18 protein-coding genes are annotated in these 19047 nt (G+C 64.4%); 11 read left to right on the top strand and 7 right to left on the bottom strand.

The window, feature by feature from the left end:
- Positions 1-255 (bottom strand): homoprotocatechuate degradation operon regulator HpaR (hpaR, locus tag EN939_RS01995; RefSeq protein WP_245473046.1); only part of this gene is annotated, 255 nt, incomplete at its 3' end.
- Between the two features lie 214 nt (positions 256-469).
- Between hpaR and EN939_RS01990 the strand changes: the two genes are divergently transcribed.
- From EN939_RS01990 to hpaH, 5 genes are all read left to right on the top strand, one after another.
- Positions 470-856 (top strand): 5-carboxymethyl-2-hydroxymuconate Delta-isomerase, encoded by a 387-nt coding sequence (locus tag EN939_RS01990; protein ID WP_127266759.1) that lies wholly within the window; start codon positions 470-472, stop codon positions 854-856.
- A gap of 11 nt (positions 857-867) precedes the next feature.
- Positions 868-2385, top strand: a complete 1518-nt coding sequence (gene hpaE / locus EN939_RS01985) for a 5-carboxymethyl-2-hydroxymuconate semialdehyde dehydrogenase (protein WP_127266758.1) — start codon at positions 868-870, stop codon at positions 2383-2385.
- 14 nt (positions 2386-2399) lie between these two features.
- Complete coding sequence (gene hpaD, locus EN939_RS01980) at positions 2400-3380, top strand: 3,4-dihydroxyphenylacetate 2,3-dioxygenase (protein WP_127266757.1); 981 nt, start codon at positions 2400-2402, stop codon at positions 3378-3380.
- 238 nt (positions 3381-3618) lie between these two features.
- Positions 3619-4491 carry a fumarylacetoacetate hydrolase family protein gene (locus tag EN939_RS01970; protein ID WP_127266756.1) on the top strand — a complete coding sequence of 291 codons (873 nt, stop codon included), beginning with the start codon at positions 3619-3621 and terminating at the stop codon, positions 4489-4491.
- Positions 4488-5294: a 2-oxo-hept-4-ene-1,7-dioate hydratase gene (hpaH, locus tag EN939_RS01965; protein WP_127266755.1), complete on the top strand. Its 807-nt coding sequence runs from the start codon at positions 4488-4490 to the stop codon at positions 5292-5294. Before EN939_RS01970 ends, hpaH begins: the two co-directional genes overlap by 4 nt.
- 27 nt (positions 5295-5321) lie before the next feature.
- Here hpaH and EN939_RS01960 read toward each other — a convergent pair whose 3' ends face one another.
- The 6 genes from EN939_RS01960 to EN939_RS01935 are packed head-to-tail and all read right to left on the bottom strand — an operon-like array spanning position 5322 to position 11755.
- A complete protein-coding gene (locus EN939_RS01960) occupies positions 5322-6344 on the bottom strand; it encodes a phosphotransferase enzyme family protein (RefSeq protein ID WP_127266754.1) in 1023 nt (340 codons plus the stop codon).
- A complete protein-coding gene (locus EN939_RS01955) occupies positions 6341-7633 on the bottom strand; it encodes an aminotransferase class III-fold pyridoxal phosphate-dependent enzyme (RefSeq protein ID WP_127266753.1) in 1293 nt (430 codons plus the stop codon). The genes EN939_RS01960 and EN939_RS01955 overlap by 4 nt, the downstream gene beginning before the upstream one ends.
- A gap of 35 nt (positions 7634-7668) precedes the next feature.
- Positions 7669-9018, bottom strand: coding sequence for an aminotransferase class III-fold pyridoxal phosphate-dependent enzyme (locus EN939_RS01950; RefSeq protein ID WP_127266752.1), 1350 nt, complete (start codon positions 9016-9018; stop codon positions 7669-7671).
- Positions 9019-9039: 21 nt separating this feature from the next.
- Positions 9040-9708 (bottom strand): HAD family hydrolase, encoded by a 669-nt coding sequence (locus EN939_RS01945; protein WP_127266751.1) that lies wholly within the window; start codon positions 9706-9708, stop codon positions 9040-9042.
- A complete protein-coding gene (locus tag EN939_RS01940) occupies positions 9705-10985 on the bottom strand; it encodes a Tm-1-like ATP-binding domain-containing protein (RefSeq protein ID WP_127266750.1) in 1281 nt (426 codons plus the stop codon). Before EN939_RS01940 ends, EN939_RS01945 begins: the two co-directional genes overlap by 4 nt.
- Positions 10985-11755, bottom strand: a complete 771-nt coding sequence (locus EN939_RS01935; RefSeq protein ID WP_127266749.1) for an IclR family transcriptional regulator — start codon at positions 11753-11755, stop codon at positions 10985-10987. Before EN939_RS01935 ends, EN939_RS01940 begins: the two co-directional genes overlap by 1 nt.
- A gap of 173 nt (positions 11756-11928) precedes the next feature.
- Between EN939_RS01935 and EN939_RS01930 the strand changes: the two genes are divergently transcribed.
- From EN939_RS01930 to EN939_RS01905, 6 genes are all read left to right on the top strand, one after another.
- Positions 11929-13377: an APC family permease gene (locus tag EN939_RS01930; protein ID WP_127266748.1), complete on the top strand. Its 1449-nt coding sequence runs from the start codon at positions 11929-11931 to the stop codon at positions 13375-13377.
- Between the two features lie 57 nt (positions 13378-13434).
- Positions 13435-14628, top strand: a complete 1194-nt coding sequence (locus EN939_RS01925) for a cytochrome P450 (RefSeq protein ID WP_127266747.1) — start codon at positions 13435-13437, stop codon at positions 14626-14628.
- Complete coding sequence (locus EN939_RS01920; RefSeq protein ID WP_127266746.1) at positions 14625-16112, top strand: aldehyde dehydrogenase; 1488 nt, start codon at positions 14625-14627, stop codon at positions 16110-16112. The genes EN939_RS01925 and EN939_RS01920 overlap by 4 nt, the downstream gene beginning before the upstream one ends.
- 252 nt (positions 16113-16364) lie before the next feature.
- Positions 16365-17219: a MetQ/NlpA family lipoprotein gene (locus EN939_RS01915; protein WP_127266745.1), complete on the top strand. Its 855-nt coding sequence runs from the start codon at positions 16365-16367 to the stop codon at positions 17217-17219.
- A gap of 88 nt (positions 17220-17307) precedes the next feature.
- Complete coding sequence (locus tag EN939_RS01910) at positions 17308-18405, top strand: methionine ABC transporter ATP-binding protein (protein WP_127266744.1); 1098 nt, start codon at positions 17308-17310, stop codon at positions 18403-18405.
- Positions 18386-19042 carry a methionine ABC transporter permease gene (locus EN939_RS01905; RefSeq protein ID WP_127266743.1) on the top strand — a complete coding sequence of 219 codons (657 nt, stop codon included), beginning with the start codon at positions 18386-18388 and terminating at the stop codon, positions 19040-19042. The genes EN939_RS01910 and EN939_RS01905 overlap by 20 nt, the downstream gene beginning before the upstream one ends.
- Positions 19043-19047: the final 5 nt, after the last annotated feature.

Here is a 19047-nt window from a genome sequence, read left to right as displayed (position 1 = left end):
AATGGTTAGAACGACGCGTCGGCCGTCGCCTTCGGCCTTGTTGCGGGTGATGAATTTGCGGCCCTCGAGCGCCTTGATGATGCGCGTCAGGCTGGGCGGCAAAACCGAGGCGCGGTCGGCGAGTTCCGTCGCCTCGACCGGGCCGGCTTCGCTCAGCACGCGCAGCACGCGCCATTGCTGTTCGGTCACGTCATGCGCCGCAAGCATCGGCCGAAACCGCGCCATCACCGCTTCGCGGGCATGAAGCAGCGCCATTGGCAGAGAACGACGGGTGTTTTCAGGCAGCAAGAAAAAGAGCCTCCCACGCTTGCGATCGAAAACAGGCCTTCCCTCAGCCGAATCCGCCTGCCAGGGCCCGTTCCTGCCATCCCGTATCGTTGCGCCAAGGCCGATGCAAGACTTGACTTCGTCGGCGTTGCATGTAATTAACGCGTTAACTACAACAAAAGCAATAGACCAGGGAAACGCCGTGCCTCACTTCTCCATCGAGTATTCAGCCAATCTCGATGCCAAGGTCGACATGGGCGAATTGTGCGCGCTGGTGTTGCGCACCGTGCTGGACACCGGGCTGTTCGAGACCGGCGCCGTGCGGGTGCGGGCCTTTCGCGCCGAGGCTTACGCGATGGCCGACAGTCTGCCGGAAAACGCTTTTCTCGACATGTCGTTTCGCATCGGCACCGGCCGCAGCCCTGATGAGAAGAAGCGGACCGGCGAAGCCGTCTTCGCGGCGGTGAGCGAATATCTCGCCGGGCTGTTCGAGACCCCGCATTTCGCCCTGTCGCTCGAGATCCGGGAAATCGACCCGGAGCTGAGTTGGAAGAGAAACGCAATCCACCCGCGACTGCGCGGCAAGTGACGGAACCCGACATGTCCGACCTGCAAGGCAATCTGAACAAGGCCGAGGCCTATATGGACCGCTTCAGGCGCGATGGCGTGTTGAACCAGATCGGCGGCGAGGCGGTACCGGCGCTCGACGGCGCGACGTTCGAAACGCTGTCGCCGGTCGACCTGAAGCCGCTGGCAAGCGTCGCGCGCGGCGGAGCCGCCGACATCGACCGCGCCGCCAGGGCAGCCAAGGCTGCGTTTCCAGCCTGGGCCGCCATGCCGGGCGAAGCGCGCAAGAAGCTGCTGCACAGAATCGCCGACGCGATCGAGGCGCGTGCCGAGGAGATAGCCTTCGTCGAATGCATGGATACCGGCCAGGCGCTGAAGTTCATGGCCAAGGCGGCGTTGCGGGGTGCCGAGAATTTCCGCTTCTTCGCCGACCGTGCACCCGAAGCCCGAGACGGCGAGACGCTGCGGACCACGGGCCAGGTCAACCTCACCACGCGGGTGCCTATCGGCCCGGTCGGCATCATCACGCCGTGGAACACGCCGTTCATGCTGTCGACCTGGAAGATCGCACCGGCGCTGGCGGCCGGCTGCACCGTGGTTCATAAGCCGGCTGAATTTTCGCCGCTGACCGCCCGCCTGCTGGTCGAGATCGCCGAGGAGGCCGGTCTGCCGAAGGGTGTGTGGAACCTGGTCAACGGCCTGGGTGAAGATGCCGGCAAGGCGTTGACCGAGCATCCCGACATCAAGGCGATCGGCTTTGTCGGCGAGAGCCGTACCGGCTCGATGATCATGAAACAAGGCGCCGACACGCTGAAGCGCGTGCATTTCGAACTTGGCGGCAAGAACCCGGTGATCGTCTTTGCCGACGCCGATCTCGAACGCGCCGCCGACGCCGCCGTATTCATGATCTATTCGCTGAATGGCGAACGCTGCACCTCATCGTCGCGACTGCTGGTCGAAGCTTCGATCTATGAAAGCTTCACCGCCAAAATCGCGGAGAGGGCGAAGCGCATCGTCGTCGGCCATCCGCTCGATCCGAAAACGGTGGTCGGCCCGCTCATCCATCCGGTGCATGAGAAGAAGGTGCTGTCCTATATCGACATCGGCAGGTCGGAGGGGGCCACGCTCGCCGTCGGCGGCGGCAAGGTCGATGGGCCGGGCGGCGGCTGTTATGTCGGCCCGACACTGTTCACCAACGTCACCAACGGCATGCGCATTGCGCAGGAGGAGATTTTCGGGCCGGTGCTGAGCGCCATTCCCTTCAACGACGAGGCCGAGGCGCTTGCGCTGGCCAACGACACGCAATACGGCCTGACCGGCTATCTCTGGACCTCGGACGTCACCCGCGCCTTCCGCTTCACAGACGCGCTCGATGCCGGCATGATCTGGGTCAATTCCGAGAATGTGCGCCATTTGCCGACACCGTTCGGCGGCGTCAAGAATTCCGGCATCGGCCGCGACGGCGGGGACCATTCCTTCGACTTCTACATGGAGACGAAGAACATAGCCTTTGCGACGACGGCGCACGCGATCCAGAAACTCGGCGGCTGACCGGAGGAAATCAGATGCCCTTGCCCAAGCCCAATCTCTACCCCGCCTTCAACATCGTGCGCCTCAGCCATGTCGAGCTGGCCGTCACCGACCTCGCCAAATCCCGCGCCTTCTATGTCGATACGCTCGGCCTGCAGGTCACCGACGAGACATCGGACACCATCTATCTCAGGGCGCTGGAGGAGCGTGGGCACCATTGCATCGTGCTGAAGAAGGCGGCCACGGCAGAAGCGCGCGACCTTGGCTTCAAGGTCTTCTCGGATGAAGACCTCGACAAGGCAGTGCATTTCTTCAAGGACAAGGGCCTGCCGGTGGAATGGGTCGAGCGGCCTTACCAGTCGCGCACCTTCCGCACCCGCGATCCGCACGGCATTCCGCTCGAATTCTACGCTGAGATGGAGCGGCTGCCGCCGATCCACCAGAAGTATGCGCTGTACAAGGGCGTCAAGCCGCTGCGCATTGACCACTTCAACTGCTTCTCGCCCAATGTCGACGAGTCCGTCGCCTTCTACAACGAGCTCGGCTTCCGGGTGACCGAGTATACCGAGGACGCCAGCAGCGGAAGGCTGTGGGCGGCGTGGACGCACCGCAAGGGCGGCGTGCACGACATCGCCTTCACCAACGGCATCGGGCCGCGCCTGCACCATGTCGCCTTCTGGGTGCCGACGCCGCTCAACATCATCGACCTGCTCGATCTGATGGCAACGACGGGCTATTTGCCGAACATCGAACGCGGCCCCGGCCGGCACGGTATTTCCAACGCCTTCTTCCTCTATGTCAGAGACCCGGACAACCACCGCATCGAGATTTACTGTTCGGATTACCAGACGGTCGATCCGGACCTCGAGCCGATAAAATGGGACCTCAAGGACCCGCAACGCCAGACGCTGTGGGGCGCGCCGGCGCCGAAAAGCTGGTTCGAGGAGGGCAGTGTGTTTGCCGGAGCGAAGGCACGCCAGCCGGATTTGGCGGCTTCGCCGATCATTGCGCCTTAGACGGGAATTCAGAGATGATAGCGTTCCGTCACGCCCCCCTCTGTCCTGCCGGACATCTCCCCCTCAAGGGGGGAGATTGGCCAGGCCCATGGTCAGCGCCTCTCTTGCAGCGTTGGAAATTGGCGAAGGCAGAGATGACATCCAATCTCCCCCCAAGAGGGGGAGATGTCCGGCAGGACAGAGGGGGGCGTCGTAGAGCTCCGACCTCGCCGATATTCACCATCGCCGGAGCCGCAGCATGAACCACGCACGGCTCGCCACCTTCACCGTCGGCGGCAAGGTGCGCTATGGCGCGATATCAGGCAACGGTGTCGTCGACTTGTCGGCGCGCCACGGCCAATGGCCGACGTTGCGGGAAGTGATCGAGGCCGGCGCCTTGCGGCGGCTGGCGGAAGAGGCCGAGGCGTTTGCCGCCGATTTTCCGCTCGACGCCATCGCCTATGAAATCCCGATCCCGTCACCGGAAAAGATCATCTGCGTCGGCGTCAACTACCCCGACCGCAACGAGGAGTACAAGGACGGCCAGGCAGCGCCCTCCAACCCGTCACTGTTCATCCGCTTCCCCCGCTCCTTCGTCGGCCATGGCGCGCCGCTGGTGCGGCCGCCGGAATCACCGCAGCTCGACTATGAGGGCGAGATCGTCATCGTCATCGGCAAGGCCGGCCGGCGCATTGCCGAGGCCGACGCGCTCGGCCATATCGCGGCGCTCTCGCTGTGCAATGAAGGCACCATCCGCGACTGGGTGCGCCATGCCAAGTTCAACGTCACGCAAGGCAAGAATTTCGACCGCAGCGGCTCGATCGGCCCATGGCTGGTGCCGTTCAGCGACGAGGCGCAGATCGCCGACATCGCGCTGACCACCCGCGTCAATGGCGAGTTGCGCCAGCAGGACCGCACCAGCCGGATGATTTTTTCCTTCCGCAAGATCATCAACTACATCTCGACCTTCACCACGCTGGTGCCGGGCGATATCATCGTCACCGGCACGCCGACGGGTGCTGGCGCCCGCTTCGAGCCGCCGATCTGGCTGAAGCCCGGCGACGTGATCGAGGTGGAGGCCGAAGGCATCGGCGTGCTCAGAAACGGTGTCGTCGACGAGGCAGCGCAATGACCCCGGAACAGGTGGAGGACGCCGCGGCACAGCTGTTCGAGGCCGAGCGGTCGCGCCGCCAGATCCGTCTGCTCAGCCTCGATTTTCCCGATGCGACGATGGAGGACGCCTATCGCGTGCAAGCGGCGCTGGTGGCGCGCAAGATCGATGCCGGGCTGAAGCCGAAGGGCTGGAAGATCGGGCTGACATCGAAGGCAATGCAGTACGCGCTTGCCATCGACACGCCGGATTCGGGCGTGCTGTTCGACGACATGTTCTTCCATGACGGCGCGACGGTGCCGGCCGGCCGCTTCATCCAGCCGCGCGTCGAGGCCGAGATCGCCTTCGTCATGAAGGCGCCGCTGAAAGGCCCCGGCGTGACCATCTCCGACGTGCTCCACGCCACCGACTACATCACACCGGCGCTGGAAATCCTCGATACGCGCATCGAGCGCGTCAATGCCGAGACGAAGAAGGTGCGCACCTTCTTCGACACGATTTCCGACAATGCCGCCAATGCCGGCATTGTCATCGGCGGCCGGCGGCAACGTCCTGATGAGGCCGACATGCGCTGGATCGGCGCCATCGTCTCGCGCAACGCCGAGGTAGAGGAAACCGGGCTTGGCGCCGGCGTGCTCAACCACCCGGCCATGGGCATCGCCTGGCTGGCGGACAGGCTCGCCCGCTACGGCATGTCGATCGCGGCTGGCGAGGTGGTGCTCTCTGGATCGTTCGTGCGCCCGGTCGAGGCGCGGCCCGGCGACACGATCGTCGCCGATTTCGGCAGTTCGGGCACGGTCAGCATCCATTTCGCGAAGGGCTGATGACCCGCCAGTTCTTATTGATCGGCCCTATTCGCCACGCAGATAGGCAATCACCACATCGGCTGCGATGGCCGACATACGCTGGCCGACATCCCTGGTGATGTCGCCTTCGACGCGGCTCTGCACCCAACCGAGGAAAGCAAAGGCACGCAACGCCGAAAACAGCGGCAGCGCGGCGATGTCGCGCGCGGTCAGTGCCCGCTCCTGCCGATAGCCCTCGAGCAAAGCGGCCTCGATCAGCGGATAGATCGCCTCATCGCGGTTCTGGTAGAGCGCGACGGCAAGGTCGTACATGTGCCAGCCATGGCCGCAATCGTCGAAGTCGATGATGCGGATCGCGCCGTCATGGACGAGCACATTCTCGCGCACCAGATCGGCGTGGATGATGCCGAAATTGCGGGCGCTGCGTTCATGCTCCGACAGCGCCTTCACGGCCTTTTCCCGCGCCTGGAAAACCAGCTCGCGATGAGGGCCGTCGAGGAAGGGCGAGGTCTCGAAGCGGCCCCAATTCGGGTTCGCGCCGAAGAAGCCATTGAAATCCCAGGCATGGCGGGCAAAGCCGGCGGGCGGCGTCCAGGCAGACGTGACATTGTGCATGTGGGCGATGGTTCGGCCCATCGCGGTAAAGACCTGTCTTGCCTGCTCGGGCGTAAAATCCAGCGGCACGCCTCGCGCGCCGACGGCGCGGCCTTCCAGCCAGCTCAAGCAATCGACTTGCCGGGGTTGCACTGAGGCGTTGGCGCTGACAAGCACGAACAGATCGCCGGCCGGCGTGGCGACCGCAGATGGCGTGGCGATGCCGGCCGCTTGCAAAAAGCCCATCCATTGCAGTTCCGAGCGCAGGGCGGCGTCCGTGTGATAGCCAAGCCGATGAATGCGCATGGCGGCCGGCTGGCCTGTTGGCAAGATGACGCGAAACACCGCGTTCTCGCGGAATTTCAGCAGCTCTGGCTCACCCTCACGAATGCCCCAATGTTCGAGCGCGCGCTTGGCAAGCTCGGTGACATCGGCTGCCGTCTCGGGCTCGGATTGCGTGGAAACAGCGTTCACGCCTTCACTCCGCCGACTTCACCCAGCACCTCGTCGAGGGCGCCGATCAGGACGTCGGCATTGTCGCGCGAGAACGGCATGGGCGGGCGGATCTTCAGCACATTGCCGTGGATCCCGGTCTTGCCCATGAGCACACCGCGGTGGCGCATGCGGTTGGCGACCTGCTCGGCAATGTCGGGCGCCGGCTCGCGCGTCTCGCGGTCGTGAACCAGTTCGGCGCCGAAGAACAGGCCGGCGCCCCTGACCTCGCCGATGCATTCATGGCGCTCGGCCAGCGGGCGCAGCAGACCGAGCGCATAGGCGCCGACGTCACGTGCGTTGGCGACGAGATCTTCCTGCTCGATGACGTCGAGGACGGCATTGGCCACCGCGCAGGAAACCGGATTGCCGCCAAAGGTGTTGAAGTAACGGAAAGCGTTGCGGAAGGTCGCCAATGTGTCCTTGGTGGTGACCACCGCGGCGACCGGATGGCCGTTGCCCATCGGCTTGCCCATGGTGACGATGTCGGGCACGAAGCCAGCGCGCTGGTGGCCCCAGAAATGGCTGCCGGTACGGCCGAAACCAGGTTGCACCTCATCGGCGATGACCAACCCGCCCGCTTCACGCACCGCCGCCACGGCGTCTTCGAAAAATCCGCTGGGAAGCGTCGGGAAGCCTTCATTTTCGAGCAGCGGGCACAAAATGATGCCGGACAGGCCGATGCCGTCCTTTGCCAGCGCGGCGATGGCTCCCCGCACCGCATCGCCAAAGGCCTTGCCGTCGGCCGTCGCATCGGGATGGCGATAGCTGTCGGGCGTCGGCACCAGCCGCACTTGGCGCGCGCGGCCGCCGACCGGCGGCATGCGGGTGCTGAGCTGCGAAACCGCCGTGGTGTTGCCATGGTAGGTGGCGTCGGTGGCGATGATGCCCATGCGGCCGGTTGCGGCCTGCGCCATGCGCAGCGCGATGTCGTTGGCCTCACTGCCGGTGCAGGTCAGGATGGCGGACGACAGGCTGGCATCGAAGGTCGCGGTCAGCCGCTCGACATAATCAAGGATGGCGGTGTGCAGATAGCGCGTGTGGGTGTTGAGCAGGCTGGCCTGCCGGCACAGGGCTTCGACCACATGCGGGTGGCAGTGGCCGACATGTGCGACATTGTTGTAGGCGTCGAGATATTTCCGACCATCGGCATCGTAGAGCCAGACGCCTTCGCCGCGCACCAGATGCACGGGCTCGTCGTAGAACAATTGCGATTTCGCGCCGAGCAGGCGGGAACGCCGGCTAACCAGTGCTTCTTGCGATTGGCTCATTGCGTCTTGAAACTCCGTTGTGTCCAGCTAACCCGTCAGGCCTTCGATAGGCCTGCATCCAGCGCTTCGCCAATCTTCGTCACATCGGCGGCGGTGATGATGAGCGGCGGCGACAGGATGATGGTGTTGCCCGACACACGCAGCATGACGCCGGCCTCATAGGCGGCCTCCGAAACCACGGCCATGGTCTTCTTGTCGGCCGGCTTTTTCGTCGTGCGGTCCGAGACCAGCTCCAGCGCCGCCATCAGGCCCTTGTACCTGACATCGCCGACGATCGCATGCCTGGCCTTCAGCCCCTCCAGCGTGGCCGCGAGTTCGACGCCCCGTGCCGCCGCGTTCTCGTTCAGGCGAAGCCGTTTGGTCTCGGCAAGCGCCGCCAGACCCGCCGCGCAGCCGACCGGGTGGCCGGAATAGGTATAGCCGTGGCCGATCGCACCAAAACTGGTCTTGTCGGCCTCGAAGACATCGGCGACTTTTCCGCCGATCAAGGTCGCGCCGAGCGGGAAATAGCCTGACGTGATCGCCTTGGCGATGGTCATGAAATCCGGCTTCACGCCGGACAGACGCGAGCCCGACCATGCGCCGGTGCGGCCGAAGCCCGTCACCACCTCGTCGGCGATCAGCAGGATCTCGTGGCGGTCGCAGATCTCACGCACCAGTGGCATGAAGCTCTCATGCGGAACGATGACGCCGCCGGCGCCGAGAACCGGCTCCATGATGAAAGCGGCGATGGTGTCGCCGCCCTGGAAGGCGATTTCGTCCTCCAGCGCCTTGGCGCACAGTTTCGCCAGCCGCGCTGGGTTGGTCTCATCGAACGGGTTGCGGAAGGTCCAGGGCGCGGGAATGTGGAAGACGCCGGGCAGCAGAGGCTCGTAGTTGCGACGGAAATTGGCGTTGCCGTTAACCGACGCGCCGCCGAAATGCGTGCCGTGATAGCCCTTCTTCAGGGCGAGGAATTTTGTCCGGTCGGCCTGGCCGCGGATCTTCCAGTATTGCCTGGCCAGCCGAAGTGCCGTTTCTACTGAATCCGAGCCGCCCGAGGTGAAGAAGGTCCGCACCATGCCTTCTGGCTCGAACCATTCGCAGAGTTCGTAGGCGAGTTCTATCGACGGCCCGGTCGAGGTGCCGCGAAAGCCGGAATAATAGGGCAGCGCCGAAAGCTGGTCGGCGATCGCCTGCTTGATCGGGTCGCAGCTGTAGCCGAGATTGACGTTCCACAGGCCGCCGACGGCGTCGAGCACGGTGTTGCCGGCGATGTCGGTGACCATCACACCCTCGCCTTTCATGATCACCTTTGGCGGGTTGGCCCGCATCTCGGCCGGATGCGCCATCGGGTGCCAGATCGGCTTGGCGTTGGTTTCGGTGAGAAAATTGATGTCGCGCATAGAGGACTCCGCAAAAAAATCTCAGGCAACTGGGACGAGGCCGAAATGACCGAGGGCCTCGGCATAGGAATGAGCCGGGCGAGCGACGTCGAAATGGACCGTGCGCATGCCGGCAGCAGAGCCGCCATCGACATTGCGCTGCTGGTCGTCGACGAAGACGCAAGCGCCGGCAGGCAGGCCGAGCGCCTCGGTGACCAAGGCATAGGCGCGTGGATCGGGCTTGAGGATGCCGGTATAGGTGGCGTCGACGATGAGGTCGAACAGGCCGAGCAACGGCAGCCGCCGGCGGAAATCGGCGCCGTAGAACAGGTCGAGTTCGTTTGACAGGATCGCCAGCCGAAAACCCGCCGCATGCACCGTGCGAATGGCGCTGTCGGCCTCGGGCCGCACCACCTTTTCCGGCTCGGCGCCGCGCGCTCGTTGGACGAAGGTCTCCATCGCCTGCCAGTCCTCGCCGACCAGCCGACCGACCTCACTGGTGCGGGAGCGCCAGTAGTCGCGCTCGCTGATCTCGTCGGCCTGCATCGCGCGCCACAGCGGATCGCTGTCCGGATCGAACGGCCCGCGCCATTGCAGCGTTCCCGGCGCAAGGCCGAGCGCCTGTTCGGTCAAGGCATGCGTCTCGAACAGCGTCCGGGTGACGACGCCGCCGAAATCAAGGACAAGCGCCTGGGCGGGAACAGCGCTCACGCTGCCACTCCCTTGGCCGGCTTGCCGCGCGGGACGATGCCTTCCTCGACCCAGCGGTCGAATATCTCGAGCGCCTTGCCGACGAAGTCGTCGCTGTTGATGTGAGCGTCGATCTCGTGGAACTCGACCCCGGCGGGAATAGCCCTGCGCATTTCATCTGCGAAGGCCGCGAGAGCCTCGGGTTCATAGAGCGGCTCGCCCTGCACGTCCCATTCCTGGATGCCGCCGGTAGGCAGGATGAAGGCGGAGCGGCCTTTCGCGGCGCCGAGCTTGGCGGCGATGGTCCTGGCGACCTGCCGACGATCGTCGGCATCGACGGTGATCGACGCGATCAGCCTGTTGTGGGCATGAAAGGGCCGCGTCGAGAATTTAGCCGGCAAATCCTGCCAGGTCGGCAGATCGACCATGTCGACCGCCCCGGGTGCGGCGATCTGCGGAGTGCCGCGAGCGCCGGCATTCTCCAGCCGGTCGGTGCCGGAACTGACGACGGAGCCCGCGAGATGATTGGTAATTTCCTGCAGGCTGAAGTCGAACACCGCGCAAAAATGGTCCTGACCGGCAATCGATTCGAAGGCGCGGCCGCCCATTCCGGTGGTGTGGAAGACGGCAACGTCATAGCCGCGCTGTTCCAGCGCCGGCTTCAGCGTCTTCATGTAGCGCAGGCAGCTGCTGCCGAGCGAGGTCATGCCGATGGTCGGGCCGATTGCTGGAGCCGACATGCGGGCCTCCAGCACAATCCTGGCCGCGCCGACGACCGCACCACAGGCCTGTGACAGGACCAGCCTGCAGATCGAGTTGAGGCCGTACAGCCCGCCGGCCCAGAGGATCATCATCAGGTCGGGCGCGACGCGCTCGGGCGGGATGAGATGCGAATAGGCGATGGTCGAGACGACGAATTTCGGCACACCGAGCGGCAGGCAAAGCGCCACGTCGAGCGCCAGATCTGTCCCCATCGAACCGCCGATGGCGATGAAAGCGTCGATCTCGCCGTTTTGATGGAGCTTGCGCACCAGCTGCACCGCGCCGCCGGCCATCAGCGTCATGGCGGTGTTCTCATCACCGCTCGAGACGATCTCGGCGATCGTCACATCCACGGCCCGGGCCACGGCATGCTTGTCGTGGTCCGGGCTGTAGGGCGGGTCGCCCAGCACGCTGACATCCATCATCACGGCGCTGCCGCCTGACTGCTCGATGCACTGTTTCATGAACAGCAGCTCTTCGGCCTTTGTGTCGCCCGTGCCGATGACCAGGATGCGGGGCGCTGTCTCCGAGGGCATCAGGCCTGCCTCCTCAAGATTTGCAGGTTTTCGCCGTTGAGGCGCATGGAAATCTCCCGTGCCGCCTCCCTCACGGCAAGTCCCCGCTCCGTGATCGCGGCTGCCGTCGTTCTGGCCTTTGGCGCCGCCACCGCGATGGTGCCGAGCGCAAAGCCATCCGCCCCGCGGATTGCCGCCGCGACGCTGATCACACCTTCCTCATAGCCCTGGTCGCAGATCGAATAGCCGCGCTCGCGCGCCTCGCTCATGCATCTTGAGATGGCGGCCGGCTCGATCAGCGTATGGGCCGTGAAAGCGTCGAGGGAACCCGTCAGGCACGCCTTGACGGTCTCGTCGCGGGCGAAGGCCAAATAGGCGATGCCCGACGCGGTCGAATGCAGGGGCAACAACTGACCGATGTCGATGTTGACCCGGTTCGCCCATGCCGGATGCTCGACATGGACGGTGACCAGCCTGTCGACGCCGAATTCCGACAAATGCACGGTCTCGGCCGTCGATGCTGCCAGGTCCCGCACCAGCGGAACAGCTGTCTGCAGGAAAGGAAAGCGCGCTTCGCGGATGCGCGCCAGCCGCGACAGGCCGGCGCCGAGGCGATAGTGCCGCGTGCCGATATCCTGCTCGACAAAACCATGGCCGGCCAGCGCAACCAGCAGCCGCCGTGTCGTCGCCTTGTCGAAGCCCGAGCGGCGCGCCAGATCGGACAGGCCGAGCTCGGGCTCGTCGACGCTGAACAGCTCCAGAAGCGAGATCGCTTTTCCGACCGTACTCAAATTTGCCTCCCGGTTCGGGACAATCATTTAACGTGTGAATTAACTTGACAGGCATCGGCATTGTTTGCAAGTCTATATTCAAAATAACGGTTCAAATAACGAACCAACCGCCAGAGTGCATGGGACAGGCCATTCGGCCGGCGAGCCTGAGGGTTTGCAAACAGGAGGGATCGATGACAGCAGTTGCAGAACAGGCGCCGGCCAACAGGCTGCGCAAGAACAGTCTTGGCGTCGGCGCCATCACCTTCATGGTGATTTCGGCGGCCGCCCCGCTCACGGCCGTCGCCGGCGGCACGCCGCTCGGCATGCTGATGGGCAATGGCGCCGGCTTTGCCGGCACTTATCTGATCGTGACTGTGCTGCTGCTTTTGTTCGCGGTCGGCTATGTCGCCATGTCACGCCATGTCGGCAATGCCGGCGCCTTCTATGCCTATGCCGCGCGCGGCCTCGGCAGCATGGCCGGCGGCGCCACGGCGCTGATCGCCATCCTGTCCTACAATGCCATGCAGATCGGGGTCATGGGCCTGCTCGGCGCCGCGACGTCAGGCCTGTTCGCCGGCTGGGGCATCAACCTGCCCTGGTGGGTGTGGAGTTTCATCGCCATCGCGCTGGTCGCCGTGCTCGGCTATCGGCAGGTCGACCTCTCCGCCAAGATCCTAACGGTGCTGGTGCTGTGCGAATATCTTGTGGTGCTGGTCCTCGACATCGCCATCCTCAAGACCGGCGGCGATAGCGGCCTGTCGGCGGCGCCGTTCAGCTGGAGCCAGATCACATCAGGCTCGCCGGCCATCGCCATTCTGTTCTGCTTTGCCGCCTTCATCGGTTTCGAGGCGACGACGATCTATGCCGAGGAAGCCCGCGATCCAAAGATCACCATTCCGCGCGCCACCTATTTTTCGGTCGTGTTGATCGGCGTCTTCTACATGCTCACGGCATGGCTGATGGCGGTCGGCGCCGGTGTCGACAAGCTGCTGCCGACGCTGCAAGGGCTGCAGGATCCGACGACCTTCCTGTTCGGCCTGTCGGATCGTTACGCCGGCACGATGCTGTCGCAGGCGATGAGCATCCTGTTCGTGTCGAGCCTGTTTGCCGGCGTGCTGGCGTTCCACAATGCGGTTGCGCGCTATATCTATGTCTCGGGCCGCGAAAAACTGTTGCCGCAGACGATTGGCGTGACGCATGCGGTGCACCAGAGCCCGCATGTCGCTTCCGTCATCCAGAGCGTGCTCGCTGCGGTCGTCGTCGGCCTGTTCGCCGTGCTCGGCCTCGATCCGGTGCTGGCGCTGTTTTCGTGGCTGACCAATGTCGCGACGCTCGGCGTCATCGTCATGATGGCGGTGGCCTCGCTTGCCGTGGTGATGTTCTTCCGCGCCAACCCGGCAGCCCAGGAGAACGCGCTGAAGACCACCATCCTGCCCGGGCTGACCTTCATCGCTTTCGTCATCATCATCTACCTGATCGTCATCAATTTCGGCAGCCTGTCCGGGGCCGGCGGTTTTCTTGGCGTGTTCCTGCCGGGGCTGGTGCTGATCGCCGCGATCGTCGGCCTGCTGCTGGCCAGCGCGCTGAAGAGCCGCGATCCCATAGCCTTCGAAAACCTCGGCCAGCCGCTGAAAGATTGAGAAAAGCAAAGGGGCGGCGTGCCACGCCGCCCTTACACCACAAGGGGAGTGGCGGATTTGAGCTTTGCCGAAAATATCACCGTTGAGGCTTTGGAAGCCGATCCCTACCCGATCTATGCAGAGCTCAGGCGCAGTGCGCCTGTCGCTTTCGTGCCGGCGGTCAACCTGTGGTTCGTCACCCGCTGGAAGGATGTCGAGAGCGTCGCCAAGTCGCCCGACATCTTCTCCGCCGTCGTCGGCTCATCGCCGGTCGAGCGCTCCTTCGGCAAGCCCACCATCCTGACCACCGATGGCGAAACGCATAAACAGCTGCGACAGGGCGTCGATCCGAAATACCGGCCGCGCACCGTTGCCGCCTATGCCGGCGACCTCGTGCGGTCGATTGCCGAACCTCTTCTCGACCGGATCGCCAACCAGGGCTCCGCCGAGCTGATGGCCGATTATTTCGAACCGGTGTCGACGCTCAGCCTGGCGCGCTCGCTCGGCCTTGCCGACATTGACATGCCGACGCTGCGCCGCTGGTTCTATGGCCTTGCCCAGGGCGCCATCAATTTCGAGAACGACCCGAAGCGGCAGGAGATCGCCGACGCGATCAGTGCCGAGGTCGGCGACGCCATCCTGCCGACGCTGGAAAGACTTGCGCGCCAGCCAGATGACTCGGCGCTGTCGCATATGCTGCACGATGGCATGCCGGAGGGCACGACGCGGCCGATCGATTTTTTGATGCCGAGCATCAAGGTCATCCTGCTTGGCGGCATGCAGGAGCCCGGACATGGCGCCGGCTCGATCCTGGCCGGTCTGCTGGCCCATCCCGAACAGATGCGGCAGGTGCTCGCCGATCCCGAGACCTTCGTGCCGAAGGCGGTCGACGAGGGCCTGCGCTGGGTGGCGCCGATCGGCACGCAGACGCGGCAGACGACACGGGCGGTCGAGCTTGGCGGCGTGACGATTCCAGCCGGTGCCGCGGTTGCCGCACTTGTCTCCTCGGCAAGCCGTGACGAGAGCCGCTTTGCCGATCCAGACCGCTTCGACATCAACCGCGACGAAGGCAACCATGCCGCTTTCGGCTTCGGCCATCATTTCTGTTCGGGCCGGTTTTTCGCACGCGAGCAGATGTGCCTTGCGGTGAGGCTGTTGCTCCTGCGCTTCCCCGATCTCAGCCTTGTGCCTGGCAAGGAGCCGGTGTTTCGCGGCTGGGAATTCCGCGCGCCAACCACATTGCATGTTTGCCTGGGAGTCCGTCACCCATGATCAGTCAGAATGCCATCGACACGCTGCGCAGGACGGAGATCGGCGCACGGGGCCTGTTCATCGATGGCGTGCAGATCGAGGCAACAAGCGGCGCAAGCCTGCCGGTGACGTCGCCGATCGACGGCCGGCCGTTCGCCAGCATCGCCGACGGCAACGCCGCCGATATCGACCGCGCCGTGAAGTCGGCGCGCAAGGCGTTCGAGAAGGGCTCGTGGTCGCGATCAGCGCCAGCCTTTCGCAAGAAGGTGCTGACGAAATTCGCCGAGCTGGTCGAAAAGCATGCCGACGAGCTCGCCGTGCTCGGCGTGCGCGACAATGGCACCGAGATCGGCATGGCCTACAAGGCCGAACCGCTCTCGGCCGCCGGCACCATCCGCTACTATGCCGAGGCGATCGACAAGGTCTACGGCGAGATCGCGCCAACGGCCGACAATGTGCTCGGACTGATCCACAAGGAGCCGCTCGGCGTCGTCGGCGTCATCGTGCCGTGGAACTTTCCGCTGATGATCGGCGCCTGGAAGATCGCGCCCGCACTTGCCGCCGGCAATTGCGTGGTGGTCAAGCCGCCGGAGATCGCTTCGCTGACGCTGCTGCAGCTGGCCGAATTGGCAAGCGAGGCCGGACTTCCCGCCGGTGTGCTCAATGTCGTCACCGGCCGTGGCGCGGTCACCGGCGAAGCGCTCGGCCTGCATATGGATGTCGACGCCATCGCCTTCACCGGCTCGGGGCCGGTCGGCCGACGGCTGCTCGAATATTCCGCTCGCTCCAATCTGAAGCGCGTCTTCCTCGAACTCGGCGGCAAGTCGCCCAACATCGTCTTTGCCGATGCTCCCGACCTGAAACAGGCGGCGGTCGTCTCGGCCAACGGCATTTTTCGCAATTCCGGCCAGGTCTGCGTCGCCGGCTCGCGGCTTCTGGTCCAGTCAGCGGTCTATGATCGGTTCATGGACGAACTTGTCGCGGCAACCACGCGGCTCAAAGTCGGCGATCCGCTCGATCTCACCAGCGATGTCGGCGCCGTGTCGAGCGCCGAGCAACTGAACAAGAATCTCGGTTTCGTCGCCAGAGCCACCGAAGAAGGCGCCCAGCTGGTCACCGGTGGCGAGCGGATTCTGACCGAGACCGGCGGCAGCTACATGGCGCCGACGATCTTCGAGAATGTCACGCAAGACATGCAGCTTGCGCGCGAGGAGGTGTTCGGGCCAGTGCTCGGCGTCATGCGCTTCGAGACCGAGGAGGAGGCGGTGCGGCTTGCCAATTCGACCGTCTACGGGCTCGCCTCGGCGGTGTGGACCGCCAACCTCTCCACAGCACACCGCATGGTGCGCGCCATCAATGCCGGCGTCGTCCACGTCAACACCTATGGCGGCGCCGACATCACCGTGCCGCTCGGCGGCGTCAAACAGTCCGGTTTCGGCCGCGACAAGTCGCTTCACGCGCTGGAGAAATATTTGGAACTGAAGACGGCGTGGATCGCGCTTTGAGCCTGGCGTCAGCGCCGGTTTTTCCGAGAGTCCGATCTTACTTCCGAAGCGCAGCGGATCGCATCGTAGCCCGCGGCGATCGATTCAATGGCGTCTCGTTCTCACTCACCCGAAAATTTTGAGAGAATATTCCCGGCTTTGGCGAGAACGGCGAAAGGCGTTCTTTGATAAACTTGATAGAATTTCTGAGGATGTGACCAAGGCTAGGCAATCCGCCTCGCTGCCATGACTTCACAACCACAGAGATCAATCATGTCCGACTTCAAGAACACTTTGCCATCTTCCCCGGGGTCAACCGTCAACCGGCGCAGTGGCCTTGCTCTGCTGTTCGCCTCGGCCGTGGCGATCGGCAGCCTGATGGCGCCCGGCGCATCGTTCGCCGAGGACAAAAAGGCGATCAAGGTGGGTATCATCAGCGGTGAGGACGAGGATGTCTGGCGAGTCGTCGTCGCCCAGGCCGCCGAAAAGGGCCTCTCCATCGAAACCGTGGTGTTCAACGACTACACCCAGCCCAATGAGGCGCTGGAGCGCGGCGAAATCGACGCCAACGCCTTCCAGCACCAGCCCTATCTCGACAACCAGATCAAGACTCAAGGGTATCATATCGTGCGCGTCGGCTATACCGGCGTGTGGCCGATCGGCCTCTACTCCAAGAAGTACAAAGCAGTCGCCGACCTGCCCGAGGGCGCGGTCGTCGGCGTGCCGAACGATCCATCCAATGAAGGCCGGGCGCTGCGCGTGCTGCAGAACGAGGGCGTGATCAAATTGAAGGACGGCACCGGCATTCTCGCCGCCACCGTCGACATCGCCGAGAACGCGAAGAAGGTGGTGATCAAGGAACTGGACGCCGGCATTGTCGGCCGCTCGGTCGAGGATCTCGACGCGGCCGTGGTCAACACCGACTGGGCGCTGAAAAGCGGCCTGACGCCGGAAAACCGCATCGCGCAGGAGCCGATCGCCGACAATCCCTACCGCAACTTCATCGCGGTGAAGGCCGGTAACGAGAACGAGGCCTGGGTGAAGACGCTGGTCGCCTCCTATCAGAACGAGGCGGTGAAGGCCGAGTTCGACAAGGTCTACAAGGGCACCGGCCTCAGCGCCTATTGATCCGGTCGACCGGAAGCCCGGTTCGATAGCAACAGCGGTCCGCGCTCAGGCGCGGGCCGCGATTGCGTTTTCGGGAACAGGAACATTCATGAACCAGCATATCACGGCATCCGGAGAAACCGCCGATCCGATCCATGCCCGGCCCGACGCGTCTCAGGACGTCGTGCGCCTCGTCGAGCTGAAGCGCCGCTTCGGTGCGACAGCGGCGCTCGACGGCATCTCGCTGACCGTGCGCAAGGGCGAGATCCTCGGTATCATCGGCCGCAGCGGCGCCGGCAAGTCGACGCTGATCCGCTGCCTGAACGGGCTGGAGCGTCCTGACTCCGGCGAAGTTTTCATCGAAGGCCGAGAGATCAGCCGGCTCGGCGAGCGCGACCTGCAGCCGCTACGGCGGCGCATCGGCATGATCTTCCAGCATTTCAACCTGCTGTCGGCCAAGACCGTCGAAGACAATGTGGCGCTGCCGCTCAAGATCGAGGGCCGCCCGAAGGCCGAGCGACTGAAGCGCGCCGCCGAACTGCTCGACCTCGTCGGCCTGTCCGAGAAGGCAAAAGCCTATCCGGCGTCACTGTCGGGCGGCCAGAAGCAGCGTGTCGGCATCGCCCGGGCGCTGGCAGCACGCCCGGCGCTGCTCTTGTCGGACGAAGCCACCTCGGCGCTCGATCCGGAAACAACGCGCTCCATCCTCGCCCTTCTCAAGGACATCAACCGGCAGCTTGGGCTGACCATCCTTCTGATCACCCATGAGATGGAGGTGGTCCGCTCGATCGCCGACCGCGTTGCGGTGATCGACGCCGGGCGCATCGTCGAGCAAGGGCCGGTCTGGTCGGTGTTTGCCGACCCACAATCAGACATCACCAAAAGCCTGCTCGGCGCCATCCGGCCACAGCTGCCAGCCGAACTGGCGGCCCGGCTGCTGCCGGCGGCCGGCGCGGAGACGATCCTGCGCGTCGACGTGGCCGGTGATGCGGCACGCGGCCCGTTGCTGTCCGACCTTGCCACGGCTGTTCCAGGCGCCTTCCGCCTCATCCACGGCGGCATCGACCATATCCAGCAACAGCCCGTCGGCACGCTGTTCCTGTCTGTTCCCGGCAGCGATGCAAATCATCTCGCTGACATCATCACATTCCTGAAGACCCGCCAGGCGCGGGTGGAGGTGCTTGGCCATGTCGCCGATCCTGTTTGAACTTCTGCTGCGTTCGATTTGGGAAACCGTCCTGATGACAGCCGCCTCCGGCCTCATCTCGCTGGTCTTCGGCCTGCCGCTCGGCCTGGCACTGATCGCCACCGAACGCGGCGGGATTGCCGAAAGCCTGTGGGTGAACCGGGCGCTCGGCGCCGTCATCAACGGCTTCCGTTCGGTGCCCTTCATCATCCTTCTGGTGGCACTGATCCCGGTGACGCGGCTGATCGTCGGCACCTCGATCGGCACATGGGCAGCCATCGTGCCGCTGTCGATCGCCGCCACGCCCTATTACGCGCGCATTGCCGAAGTGTCGTTGCGTGAGGTCGACCGTGGCTTGATCGAGGCGGCGCGCGCCATGGGCGGCAACCGCTGGACGATCATCCGCGAGGTGCTGGTGCCGGAAGCCCTGCCCGGCATCGTCGCCGGCTTCACGGTGACGCTGGTGACGCTGATCGGTGCCTCGGCCATGGCCGGCGCCATCGGCGCCGGCGGCCTCGGCGACCTCGCCATCCGCTACGGCTATCAACGATTTGAGACGTCCGTCATGATCGCGGTGGTCATCGTGCTGATCATCCTGGTCTGCGGCATCCAGTGGGCGGGGGACCGGCTGGTGGCGAGGCTGGATCGGCGGGGGTGAAAGAC

The organism is Mesorhizobium sp. M7A.F.Ca.CA.002.05.1.1, assembly GCF_003998335.1.
Classification (GTDB): Bacteria; Pseudomonadota; Alphaproteobacteria; order Rhizobiales; family Rhizobiaceae; genus Mesorhizobium.
Note: the sequence above shows the minus strand (reverse complement) of the source record. Positions and strands in the feature narration are given on the sequence as shown.

Coding starts and splice junctions, on each gene's coding strand:
- hpaE (WP_127266758.1), top strand. CDS start 868: ATGTCCGACCTGCAAGGCAATCTGAACAAGGCCGAGGCCTATATGGAC.
- hpaD (WP_127266757.1), top strand. CDS start 2,400: ATGCCCTTGCCCAAGCCCAATCTCTACCCCGCCTTCAACATCGTGCGC.
- EN939_RS01970 (WP_127266756.1), top strand. CDS start 3,619: ATGAACCACGCACGGCTCGCCACCTTCACCGTCGGCGGCAAGGTGCGC.
- hpaH (WP_127266755.1), top strand. CDS start 4,488: ATGACCCCGGAACAGGTGGAGGACGCCGCGGCACAGCTGTTCGAGGCC.
- EN939_RS01955 (WP_127266753.1), bottom strand. CDS start 7,633: ATGAGCCAATCGCAAGAAGCACTGGTTAGCCGGCGTTCCCGCCTGCTC.
- EN939_RS01950 (WP_127266752.1), bottom strand. CDS start 9,018: ATGCGCGACATCAATTTTCTCACCGAAACCAACGCCAAGCCGATCTGG.
- EN939_RS01940 (WP_127266750.1), bottom strand. CDS start 10,985: ATGCCCTCGGAGACAGCGCCCCGCATCCTGGTCATCGGCACGGGCGAC.
- EN939_RS01930 (WP_127266748.1), top strand. CDS start 11,929: ATGACAGCAGTTGCAGAACAGGCGCCGGCCAACAGGCTGCGCAAGAAC.
- EN939_RS01920 (WP_127266746.1), top strand. CDS start 14,625: ATGATCAGTCAGAATGCCATCGACACGCTGCGCAGGACGGAGATCGGC.
- EN939_RS01915 (WP_127266745.1), top strand. CDS start 16,365: ATGTCCGACTTCAAGAACACTTTGCCATCTTCCCCGGGGTCAACCGTC.
- EN939_RS01910 (WP_127266744.1), top strand. CDS start 17,308: ATGAACCAGCATATCACGGCATCCGGAGAAACCGCCGATCCGATCCAT.
- EN939_RS01905 (WP_127266743.1), top strand. CDS start 18,386: ATGTCGCCGATCCTGTTTGAACTTCTGCTGCGTTCGATTTGGGAAACC.